At 70.5% G+C, this 11,686-nt stretch carries 9 protein-coding genes; 5 read left to right on the top strand and 4 right to left on the bottom strand.

Annotated features, from left to right (window positions below):
* Positions 1-40 precede the first annotated feature (40 nt).
* Both Msi02_RS34880 and Msi02_RS34885 read right to left on the bottom strand, forming a co-directional pair.
* Entirely contained in the window at positions 41-826 is a 786-nt protein-coding gene (locus tag Msi02_RS34880; protein ID WP_204052089.1) for an ABC transporter permease, read from the bottom strand.
* Complete coding sequence (locus Msi02_RS34885; RefSeq protein ID WP_204052090.1) at positions 823-1,764, bottom strand: ATP-binding cassette domain-containing protein; 942 nt, start codon at positions 1,762-1,764, stop codon at positions 823-825. The genes Msi02_RS34880 and Msi02_RS34885 overlap by 4 nt, the downstream gene beginning before the upstream one ends.
* A gap of 286 nt (positions 1,765-2,050) precedes the next feature.
* On the opposite strand from Msi02_RS34885, the gene Msi02_RS34890 reads away from it, so the two are divergent.
* The 5 genes from Msi02_RS34890 to Msi02_RS34910 all read left to right on the top strand — a co-directional run bounded on the left by Msi02_RS34890 (position 2,051) and on the right by Msi02_RS34910 (position 9,853).
* The gene (locus tag Msi02_RS34890; RefSeq protein ID WP_204052091.1) at positions 2,051-3,241 is read left to right on the top strand and encodes a glycoside hydrolase family 18 protein; all 1,191 of its coding nucleotides are present in this window, start codon (positions 2,051-2,053) and stop codon (positions 3,239-3,241) included.
* A gap of 371 nt (positions 3,242-3,612) precedes the next feature.
* A complete protein-coding gene (locus tag Msi02_RS34895) occupies positions 3,613-4,971 on the top strand; it encodes a cellulose binding domain-containing protein (protein WP_204052092.1) in 1,359 nt (452 codons plus the stop codon).
* A 5-nt stretch (positions 4,972-4,976) separates the two neighbouring features.
* Positions 4,977-6,596: a chitinase gene (locus tag Msi02_RS34900; RefSeq protein WP_239109016.1), complete on the top strand. Its 1,620-nt coding sequence runs from the start codon at positions 4,977-4,979 to the stop codon at positions 6,594-6,596.
* Positions 6,597-6,634: 38 nt separating this feature from the next.
* Complete coding sequence (locus Msi02_RS34905) at positions 6,635-8,113, top strand: carbohydrate-binding protein (RefSeq protein ID WP_204052094.1); 1,479 nt, start codon at positions 6,635-6,637, stop codon at positions 8,111-8,113.
* Between the two features lie 366 nt (positions 8,114-8,479).
* A complete protein-coding gene (locus tag Msi02_RS34910; protein WP_204052095.1) occupies positions 8,480-9,853 on the top strand; it encodes a hypothetical protein in 1,374 nt (457 codons plus the stop codon).
* Between the two features lie 19 nt (positions 9,854-9,872).
* On the opposite strand, the gene Msi02_RS34915 is transcribed toward Msi02_RS34910, so the two are convergent.
* Both Msi02_RS34915 and Msi02_RS34920 read right to left on the bottom strand, forming a co-directional pair.
* Complete coding sequence (locus Msi02_RS34915) at positions 9,873-10,283, bottom strand: hypothetical protein (protein ID WP_204052096.1); 411 nt, start codon at positions 10,281-10,283, stop codon at positions 9,873-9,875.
* 84 nt (positions 10,284-10,367) lie between these two features.
* Positions 10,368-11,465 carry an AI-2E family transporter gene (locus tag Msi02_RS34920; protein ID WP_204052097.1) on the bottom strand — a complete coding sequence of 366 codons (1,098 nt, stop codon included), beginning with the start codon at positions 11,463-11,465 and terminating at the stop codon, positions 10,368-10,370.
* Positions 11,466-11,686: the final 221 nt, after the last annotated feature.

Raw genomic sequence — 11,686 nt, forward strand, 5'->3', positions numbered from 1 at the left:
GCTCGATCCGGGATGAAATGGTCTTCCGGCCGCTCCGGCATCACCGGATCCTCCGGGTGTAGGCGCGTACGGCGAGCGGGACGAAGCACGCGGTGACGGCGGCGGCACACGCCAGCGTGATCCAGACATGCGTTCCCACGGGAGCGCCGGTGAGCAGGGCGCGGACGGCGTCGGCCAGGTGCGAGACCGGGTTCACCGACGACCACCAACGCAGCACGCCCGGCAGGTTGTCCGGCGGGATGAACGCGCTGCTGCCGAACGTCAGCGGCAGCAGGACGGCGGTCGCCGTGCCCTGCATCGAGGCGACCGACTTGGCCTTCAGCCCGAGCCAGGCCGACACCCAGCTCAGCGCCAGCGTGAACAGCAGCAGGAGGGCGAGGCCGGCCAGCGCGTCCAGGGGCGCGGCCGTGATCCGGAACCCGGCCGCGATCCCGGCGAGCAGGGCCACCAGGATGGTCACCGCCGTCGTCAGCGCGTCCGCGGTCACCCGCCCGACGAGCGGGGCGGAGCGGGCGATCGGCATGCTCCGGAACCGGTCGAACACGCCGTTCACGATGTCCTCGGCGAGGTTCATGCCCGTGGTGTTCGTCGAGATGAGAGCCACCTGCGTGAGCACGCCGGGCATCAGGTAACGCGCGGCGTGCTCGGGGTCGCCGGACATGGCCCCGAACATCAGGACGAAGACCACGACCATGAAGATCGGCTGAAGCAGGAACTGGACGAGCCGGCCGGGCTCGTTCCTCAGCGGCACCAGGCTCCGCCAGGCGAGGGTCATGCCCTGCGCGAGCGCGCCCCGGCGCCCGCCCGCGGACGGGATCGCGGTCATCGCGTCCTCCCCGAGGTCGTGGTGTCGGTGAGAGCGAGGAACGCCTCGTCGAGCGTGGGCCTGCGGACGGCGTGCTCGGAGAGCGCGACACCGGCCTCCTCCAGCCGCCGGAACACGGCCGGGCTCACCGCCGAGTCCAGCAGCGGCACGCTGAGCAGCCCGTTCTCCCCGCGGTGCGGGGTCAACCCGGTGACCTCGGCGAGGATCAGCTCCGCCTTCTCCGTGTCGTGCTCGGGCCGTATCTCCAGCCTCCGGTCGCCCGCCCTGGCCTTCAGTTCGCGTGGCGTGCCCCTCGCCGCCACGAGGCCGTGGTCGATCAGCACGATCTCGTCGGCGAGCTGGTCGGCCTCCTCCAGGTACTGCGTCGTGAGCAGCACGGTCGCCCCGCCCGCCACCTGCTCGCGCACGATCCGCCACAGGTCCGCCCTGGCGCGCGGGTCGAGGCCGGTCGTCGGCTCGTCCATGAAGACGATCGACGGCCGGCCGACCAGGCTGACGGCCAGGTCGAGCCGCCGCCGCATGCCGCCCGAGTAGGACCCCGCCGCCCGGTCGGCGGCGTCCTCCAGTCCGAACTCCGCGAGCAGCGCCGCCGCCCTGCCCCGGGCCTCGGTACGGCCCATGCCGAGCAGCCGCCCGATCATCACCAGGTTCTGCCGCCCGGTCAGCTTCTCGTCCACCGACGCGTACTGGCCGGTCAGCCCGATCAGCTTCCGCACCTCGGCCGGCGCCTTCACCACGTCGTGCCCGCCGACCGCCGCCCGGCCGCCGTCCGGGGAGACGAGCGTGGCGAGGATGCGGACCGCGGTGGTCTTGCCCGCGCCGTTGGGTCCGAGCACGCCGAGCACCGAGCCCGGCGGCGCGGCGAGGTCGATCCCGGCCAGCGCGGCCTTGTCGCCGTATCTCTTCACGAGGCCGTGGGCCTCAATCGCGTACGTCATGGTCCGACGGTCGCCGCCCGCGCTGGCACGAAGCTGGCACGAAACTGGCATGGACTGGCAGGGTCGCCGAACGCCGATGGGGGTGAAACTTGCAAAGAAGCGGGGCATCATGGATAACCGCAGGTGGCGCCGCTGGAACGTGCCCGCCTGCGACATGAGCCGCGCATAATCCGGGCTTAAGACAGCGCTCCTTGTCCGCCCGGCGGCGCCGCCACTACGCTCCCGCGGCATTACTTTCCCCCCTCCGCGTCCCGTCGCGGAGGCTCGTCCTTGTTCGGAGCCCACCATGGGAGCGATCATGCGGGGCGCCTTCACCGTCGTGGTCCTGAGCGCCGTGCTGTCCTCGCTGTTCGTCGCCTGGTACGGCCCGGCCCGCGCCACCGAGACCGGCATCACGGTTCTCGGCCAGGCGCAGGCCAGGTCACGCGTCGTGGTGCCCAGGGCGGCCGCCGCACCGGCGCGGGCCGCCGCTCCCGCACAAACCGCTGCTCCCGCGCAGGCAGCCGCTCCCGCACAGGCCGCACCGGCACAGGCAGTCGCTCCCGCGCGGGCCGTGTCGGCCCAGGCAGGGGCTCCCGCGCGGGTCGTGCCGGCGCAGGCCGCCGCGGCCGCTCCCGTGCCTGAGGTGACGGTCACCGTGACCGTCACCCCGTCGCCGTCCCCCTCGCCGGGCCACATCAGGGTCGGGTACGTTCCGCAGCGCGGCGCGTACGGCGCCACGTCCACCGTGCGCGACCTCGACACGAGCGGGCTGGCGGCCAGGCTGACCCACGTCCTCTACGCCTTCGCGAACATCGACCCCGGCTCGCTGACCTGTCTCACCGGGGTCACCCGGCCGCCCGCGCCCGACCCGAACGACCCCGACCAGGGCGACGGCGCGGGCGACGCCTGGGCCGACTACCAGCGCGGTTTCACGGCCGCCGAGTCGCTGGACGGCGTGGCCGACCCTCCGGACGCCCCGCTCGCCGGCAACTTCAACCAGCTGAAGAAGCTCAAGGCCCGCCACCCCGGCCTCAAGGCGCTGATCTCGATCGGCGGCTGGACCTACTCCAAGTACTTCTCCGACGTCGCGCGCACCGCCGCCACCCGGCAGAGGTTCGTCAAGTCGTGTCTCGACGCGTACATCAGGGGCGACCTGCCGGGCGCCGAGGGCAGGGGTGGTCCGGGGAGCGCGGCGGGCGTCTTCGACGGCATCGACGTCGACTGGGAGTGGCCCGGCGGCGAGGGCCACCTGGGCAACCACACCGGCGTCGACGACAGGCGGAACCTGACGGCCCTGCTGGCCGAGTTCCGCGCGCAACTCGACGCGCTCGGCGCGGCCACCGGCCGCCACTACCTGCTCACGGTCTACATTCCCGCCGACGCCGATCGCATGGACGCCGGGTTCGACCTGGAGAAGCTGGTCGGCCTCGTCGACTTCGTCAACGTGCAGCGCGACGGCCGGCACGCCGTCCGCGAAGGCGCGGTCCTGCGCTGAGCCCGGGCCCCCGTGCTCGCCTCAACCGTGCCCGCCTTAACGGGCGAGCAGCCGGCCCTTAACGTGCGCATAACCCGGTCCCGCGTGCCTACCAGCGCTGACAAGGTTCGTTAGGAACGCTGTCGAATTGGGTCTTGTGAACCAGCGACCGCGAAGCTACGATCCGTACAACTCTTAGGAAACTTTCCTAAAAGAACGACCGGGAGCCGACTATGGCCCTTCATCACCCCTAGCGTCTTCCTCTCGCGTCCCGTCACCAGACGCCCTTGAGTGCCGTACGGCCGGTGCTGTTCCGATCGGCCGCCTCCGTCAGGCGCCGGCCGTACGGATTCCCATGACCTCCCCGTTCACCCCCCACAGAGGTTGTGTCCATGCAAACCAGGTACGTCTGGCGTGCGCTCGCCGCGATCGCCGCACTCGCGCTCGCTCTCGTCGCGCTGCCCGCCGAGGCCGCCACGGTCAAGGCCGTCTTCTCCGCCGACTCCGACTGGGGCTCCGGCTACCAGGGCCGCTACACCCTCACCAACACCGGGACCGCCGCGACCTCCGGCTGGACGGTCGAGTTCGACCTGCCCGCGGGCTCGACGGTCGGGTCCTACTGGGACGCGCTGATGACGCGTTCCGGCGACCACTACACCTTCAAGAATCGTGAGTACAACGGCGGCCTGGCTCCCGGCGCCTCCACGACGTTCGGCTGGGTGAACAGCGGCCCCGGCAAGCCGGCGAACTGCCGCCTGAACGGCGGCTCGTGCGACGGTGTCACGACCTCGCCGTCCCCCTCACCGAGCGCGTCCCCCAGCACGTCTCCGAGCCCGTCCCCGAGCGCGTCTCCCAGCCCGCCCCCGCCCGTGCCAGGGGCCCTGCGCACCGCGCCGTACGTGGACATGGGCGCCTGGCCGACGCCGAGCCTGAGCGCGATGGCCTCGGCCTCCGGCCTGAAGAGCTTCACCCTCGCGTTCGTCACCGCGTCGGGCTGCAAGGCGATGTGGTTCAACGCGTACGACCCGCGGCAGAAGTGGGCGAAGGACCAGATCGACGCGATCAGGGCCGGCGGCGGGGACGTCAAGGTGTCCTTCGGCGGCGCGACCGGCATCGAGCTCGCCCAGGCGTGCACGGACGTGAACGCGCTGGTCGCCGAGTATGACGCCGTCGTCACCGCCTACGACCTGAAGTACATCGACCTCGACATCGAGGGATCGGCGGCGGCCGAGCCCGCCTCCATCGCCCGCCGGTCGCAGGCGCTCGCCCGGCTGCAGCAGGCCCACCCCGACCTGAAGATCTCCCTCACGCTGCCCGTGCTGCCGAACGGCCTGACCGCCGACGGCCTCAACGTGGTCCGGTCCGCCCGCGACGCCGGAGTCAGGCTCGACGCCGTCAACGTCATGGCCATGGACTACTACCAGTCCGTCGACTACGGCGACGCGGCGGTCCAGGCGGCCAACAGCACCTTCGCGCAGCTCAAGAGCCTGTATCCCAGCCTGTCCGACGCCCAGGTGTGGCGGATGGTCGGGGTCACGCCGATGCTCGGCCAGAACGACGACGGCCGGATCTACAACCAGGACGACGCCCGCCAGCTCGTGGCCTTCGCCAAGGACAGGCACCTCGGCCTGCTGGCCTTCTGGGAGATGACCCGCGACCGCAACGCCTGCACCGGGGCGCTCTACTCCTGCACCAACATCCCCCAGTCGCCCTACGAGTTCTCCAAGATCTTCGCTTCGTACACGGGATGAGGCACATGAAGAAGCTCATCGGCCTGGGCGCGGCGGCGTCCCTCGCCTTCGCCGGCCTGCTCACGGCGACGTTCACCGGCCCGGCCCGTGCCGCCAACATCGCGGCGAATCCGGGGTTCGAGTCGGGCCTGTCGGGGTGGACGTGCGCGTCCTCTGCGCAGGTGGTGTCGAGTCCGGTGCACGGCGGGTCGAAGGCGTTGTCGGCGACTCCGGCCGGCGGCGACTACGCCCGGTGCCAGCAGACGATCAGCGTCAAGCCGTCCACGACGTACGCGTTGTCGGCGTGGGTGCAGGGGAACTACGTGTTCCTCGGCGCGACGGGCACCGGGGTGAACGCCCAGACGTGGGGATCGCCGGGGTCGTCATGGTCGCAGTTGTCCACGTCGTTCACCACTGGGTCGTCCACGACGAGTGTGACGATCTACGTCAACGGCTGGTACGGCCAGGGCGCCTACTACGCCGACGACGTCGTCCTCGACGGCCCGGGCACCCCACCCTCGCCCTCGCCCTCCCCGTCCCCCTCACCCTCGGCGAGCCCGTCGGCATCCCCGTCGCCGTCGCCATCACCCTCGCCCTCACCGTCGACCTCGCCGAGCCCGCCGCCGCCGGGCGGGAAGCGGCTGATGGTCGGCTACCTGCACGCCTCGTTCGCCAACGGCTCCGGCTACGTCCGGATGGCCGACGTCCCCGACGCGTGGGACGTCATCGACCTGGCCTTCGGCGAGCCGACCTCGCCCACCTCGGGCGACATCCGGTTCACCCGCTGTCCGGTGACGGAATGCCCGAACGTCGAGAGCGACGCCGACTTCGTCGCGGCCATCCGCGCCAAGCAGGCGGCCGGCAAGAAGGTGCTGATCTCGATCGGCGGCCAGAACGGGATCGTCCAGCTCACCACCACCGCCGCCCGCGACAAGTTCGTCCAGTCCGTCGCCGCGATCATCGACAGGTACGGCCTGGACGGCCTCGACATCGACTTCGAGGGCCACTCGCTGTCGCTGAACCCCGGCGACACCGACTTCCGCAACCCGACCACCCCGGTGGTCGTGAACCTCATCTCCGCGATCAAGACGCTCAAGGCCAGGTACGGCGCGAAGTTCACGCTCACGATGGCCCCCGAGACGTTCTTCGTCCAGCTCGGCTACCAGTTCTACGGCCCGGGCCAGAACGGCACGGCCGACGCCCGCTCCGGGGCGTACCTGCCCGTGATCCACGCGCTGCGTGACGACCTCACCCTGCTGCACGTCCAGGACTACAACTCCGGGCCGATCATGGGCCTCGACAACCAGTACCACACGATGGGCGTGGCCGACTTCCACGTCGCCATGACCGACATGCTGCTCACCGGCTTCCCCGTGGCCGGCGGCGCGACCTTCCCGCCGCTGCGTCCCGACCAGGTCGCGATCGGCCTGCCGGCCGCGCCGTACGCCGGCAACGGCTACACGAGCACCGCCGAGGTGCAGAGCGCCTTCGGCTGCCTGGCGAAGGGGACGGGCTGCGGTTCCTACCGGCCGCATGGTGTCTTCCCCGGCCTGCGCGGCCTGATGGCCTGGTCCGTCAACTGGGACAAGTACACGGGCTCCGAATTCTCCCGCTCCCACAGGGCGTATCTCGACGCCCTGAAGTGATCCCCCCACCCACCCCCCACCCACCTTTGCGAGGAAGAATGCAGCTTCGCTTCGGTACGGGCCGGCGCGCCAGGGCATTGGTCGCCCTGCTCGCCTCCCTCCTCCTGGCCGTCGCCGGACTGATCGCGGGAACGACCGCGTCCGCCTCGGCGGCCCCGAACAGCGTGGTCATGCTGGCCTACCCGGCATGGGCCCCGAACACCTGGTACGCCATCGGCGCCCGGGTGACCTACAACGGCGTCGACTACGAGTGCATCCAGGCGCACACGTCCCTGACCGGCTGGGAACCGCCGAACGTTCCGGCCCTCTGGAAGCAGGTCAGCGGCGGGGGCAACCCGTCCCCGAGCCCGTCGCCGACGCCTCCGGCCGGCGCGCCGGGCAAGCCGGGCAACCCGGCCGTCACCGGCACCACGAACTCGTCGATCTCGCTGTCGTGGTCCGCGTCGAGCGGCACGGTGACCGGCTACCGCGTCTACGAGGGCACCTCGGTCAAGGCGACCGTCAGCGGCACCAGCGCCACGATCTCCGGCCTCGGCACCTGCACCACCCACACGTACACGGTCAAGGCGTACAACTCGAACGGCGAGTCCGCGGCGAGCGGTTCGGTGACCGGCACCACCACGGGCTGCACCAGCGGCGGCGGCAAGCTGCCCGGCGCGCCGTACCTGTACGAGGGCTGGGGCAACCCGCCGAACCCGGCCACGGTCATGAACGCCACCGGGGTCAAGCAGTTCACGATGGCCTTCATGCTCTCCGGCGGCGGCTGCACCCCGGCGTGGGACGGCTCCCGCCCGCTGTCCGGCAGCGTCGACGCCACCGCGATCTCGCAGATCAAGGCCGCGGGCGGCAACGTCCAGATCTCCTTCGGCGGCTGGCAGGGCAACAAGCTCGGCCCCAACTGCTCCAGCTCGTCCGCCTTCGCCTCGGCCGTCCAGCAGGTCATCAACGCCTACAACCCGGCCGCGGTCGACTTCGACATCGAGAACACCGACGAGTTCGAGAACGAGGCCGTCCAGGACCGCATCCTCGGCGGGCTGAAGATCGTCAAGCAGAACAACCCGAACGTCAAGGTCGTCGTCACCTTCGGCACCAGCACGACCGGCCCGACCTACTACGGCACGCGGCTGATCAACCAGTCGAAGGCGCTGGGCGTGAACATCGACAACTACACGATCATGCCGTTCGACTTCGGCGGCGGCGCCAACATGTACCAGAACACCGTCAACGCGGCCGAGGGCCTGAAGAACGCGCTGAAGACGGCGTGGGGCTGGACCGACGCCCAGGCGTACGCCCACATGGGCATCTCGGGCATGAACGGCCTGTCCGACCAGCAGGAGCTCACCTCCGTGGCCACCTGGACCCAGATCCGCGACTGGGCCAACTCGCATGGCCTGGGCCGGCTCGCCTTCTGGGCGGTGAACCGCGACCGCGGCTGCCCGGGCGGCGGCGTGGTGTCGAACTGCAGCGGCATCGCGCAGAACGACTGGGACTTCACCAGGATCACCGCGGGCTTCTGACCCGCCTCGTACCGACGGTGAGAGGGATCCGGGCACGGCCCGCCGGACCGGATCCCTCGCCGCCGCGAGAGGCGTGAGCGCGCCTATCCGAGTCGGGCGCCCATGAGCAGGCGGCCGGCCGGCGGGGACGACCCCCCTACCCGCCGCGCCGGTCGCCCCCGTGCGTGGGGGCGAGCAGGCCGATCAGCATCCCGACGATCACGGCCACGGCCAGGGTGATCCACAGGCGAATTTTCATCGAAGTCTCCTGGATGTAACGCTGCGTGGTCACAATACCCCGAATCGTGACGGATTGCGATGGCCGGGTCGCCGAATCAGGGATCGAGTCGCCTGTTTTGCCATTCGTCAGGCAGGCTTGGCATCGTCATGGAATACGCGATCCCCACCAGCATCGTCCTCGTCGCCGGCGTCGTGCTCGCGCTCGTCGCCCAATGGAAGGGCTGGCGGCCGTCCCTGGCCGTCACGCTCACGCTCGGCATCGCCGTACGCGTGCTGATCATGGTTCTGTCGGCCAGGGACACCCAGTGGCAGCCGGTCGACTACGTCAACAGCTTCCAGCCGGCCGGCGTGGCGATCCTCGACCACCGCGACCCGGTGCTCGAGAGCAACGGCGGATGGCACTTCCTCCCGACGATCCCCTACATGTACGGCCTGCTGCTGTGGCTGGGCATCCCGTGGGAGTACGCCGGCCGCATCGTCACCGTCGTCGCCGACGTCGTGCTGATCCCGCTGGTCGGCAAGCTGGCCGGGGCGCGGACCGAGAAGCTGCGCGCCTTCCAGTACGCCTGCAACCCCCTCGCCATCCTCGTCGCCTCCGTGCACGGCCAGGTCGAGCCGGTCTCCCTGGTCTTCGGAGTCGCGGCGTACGTCGTGGCACGCGGCCCGGGCGACTGGCGGCGGCCCGAGCCGCTGCCGTGGGCCCGCCTGCGGCTCGCGAACCGTGACCTGCCGCTGCCCTGGATCTCGCCGGGACAGATCGTGCGGCGCATCGTCCACCCGTCGCCGGAGGACCGCGCGGCGACGGGCCGGGCCGTGTGGGCGGGGCTGCTCATGGGGCTCGCGCTCTGCGCGAAGAGCTGGCCGGTGATCCTCGTGCCGGCCCTGCTGATGTTCCTGCCCGGGCTGCGCAGCCGCCTGGTATCGCTGGTCGCGACCGGCGTCTCGCCGATGTTCTTCCTGCTGACGCTCCCGATCGGCGGCTGGACGGAGTGGCGGCAACTGCCCGAGGTGCTCAACACCATCGGGCTGCGGCCCAGCGACGTCCGTCCGATCACGGGCGACTGGGGCTGGACCGCGCTGGTCAGCGGCGGCAACTGGAACCTCGACCCGATCCCGGCCAGGATCGGCCAGTACATGATCTACGCCGCGATCGTCGCCTGCCTCGTCTGGTGGCGCAAGGCCGACCCGGTCGACGTCACGATCGCCATCCTGCTGTCCTTCATGGTCTTCACGCCGCGCCTCGGCGCGCAGTATCTGCTGTGGTTCATGCCGTTCCTGGTCGCCCGGCCCACCCGCTGGGCCTGGCCGGCGATCCTCGGCAGCACGCTGTGGGCCGCGGTCGGATACATCGTGCTCACCCAGTTCAGCGGGCCGAAGTGGGGCGAGCTGCACGCGCCCTGGGCGATCAGCTCGCTGGTGCTCCTCCCGGTGCTGATCGCGGCCATCCCGTGGCGCCGCAGGCACGCGGCGACCATACCGACGCCGGTCCCGGGGGAGAAGAAGACCGTCCCCGCCGCCTGAGGCGGGGGTCCCGCCGGTCTCAGGTCACGATGAGACGGACCATGTGGCCGTGGCTCTTGAAGCCGGGCGGGTCGCCGTCGAGCATTCCGGTCACGCACTCGAACACGCCCGGCGCGGCCTGCCGTACGAAGAAGACGGTCTCGGCGATCGCCGACAGCAGCCGGATCACGTCGCGGAGCACGTGGACGCCCTCCCTGTCTCCGGCAAGCGACACCGTCACCTCGTACACACCGTCGTCGAGCAGGCGCTCACCGGTCAGCAGCCACTCCGACCCGCACGCGCGGCGCAGGTGGGGAAGCAGATGCACCTCGGGTTCCTCCGCCACCCAACCGTCTCGTGCCATCGCGTCGAGCAGGGCGGACACCTGTGGCTCCATCGCCGAGGCGTCCGCGATCCCGGTGAGACGCTCGTCGTTGTCCCATCGCCGCATGATCAGACCCTAAGCCGGAGCACCGCGGCGCACCCCGCAGACGCTCCGTGTCGTGCGGATAGAGCCGGGCGCGGCTGGACGGCCTTACCCGGATTTGGGCTGTTCGGGCTGCGGGTCGGGCTGTTCGGGGTGGGATGCCGGGGAGCGTTCGGGTAACCGGCCGGAGATGAGCGCGGCGGCCCAGGCGCCGTCCGGATCGCTGTCGACGAGCAGGGCACGGACGAGCAGGCTCAGCGGGATCGCCAGCAGCGCGCCGAGCGGACCGAGCACCCACGCCCAGACGATCAGCGACAGGAACGTGGCCGTGGTGGACAGCCCCACGGCGTCACCCAGGAACTTCGGCTGGATGAACGACTGGATCACCACGTTGATCGCGATGTACGCCACGATCACCAGCAGCATCGTCTTGGGCCCGCCTTCCAGCAGGCCGAGCAGCGCCGGCGGGATGAGGCCCAGGATGAACCCGATGTTCGGGATGTAGTTCGTGATGAGAGCGAGCACCCCCCACAGCAGCGGGAGCGGCACGCCAAGCACGTACAACGCGATGACGTCCAGGACCGAGCAGATGAGGCCGAAGACGGTCGAGACGATCAGGTAGCGGCGGGTCCTGTACGTGAAACTCTTGAGCGCACGGGCGAGGGCGGGCCGTTCGGCCGAGGCGGCGTCCACGATCCGGGCGAACACCGGGGCGTCGAGGCTCATTGCCAGCAGCAGTACGACGATCAGGAACAGGCTCGACAGCACTCCCAGAAGGCTGCTCAACACGCTCTGCGCGACGCCGATCAATTTCCCGAAATCGAGCGACGACAGTGCCTTGTTGAGCTGTTCACTCCCATAGCCGAGGCCCGCCGCCCAGTGCTGGAGGTCGGCCACCATCGCGTTGAACTGGTCCGCGTACGTGGGAGCAAGGATGGCGAGCTGCGCGGCGGCGAGGCTGAGCACCGCGACCATGCCGAGCAGGACCAGCAGCACCACGGCGAGGGGAACGGCCACCTGCAGCCACACCGGAGACTTGTGGCGGGCCAGCCAGCCACGTATCGGGGAGACGGCGATGACGAGAGTCAGCGCCAGGACGACCGGGCCGACGATCGAGCCCACCGCCTGGATGCCGGCGAGGGTGATCACTGCGGCCGCGGCACAGACCAGCACGATCAGGGCACGAGGGAACCCCTGTCGAGTCACGTCCCGTTCCTACCCCTTCTCCTTGTGGAAAGGCTGTGCAAGGTGGATCAGTCCTAGCACGCCCCGGCCCCTACCCTTGCCCGCGCGGGTGAGTCGTGACGGGAATGAAGCCGGGCCGCACGCCGTTCGATTCGCACGGAACTTCCATCCTGTAGATGACCTGCGGGAATAGGTCACCGGCCGGGTGCGTTGGAGCTTACCCGGGCCAAGTCGCCGGCAGG

The sequence above is a fragment of the Microbispora siamensis genome (assembly GCF_016863095.1).
Taxonomy (GTDB): Bacteria; Actinomycetota; Actinomycetes; order Streptosporangiales; family Streptosporangiaceae; genus Microbispora; species Microbispora siamensis.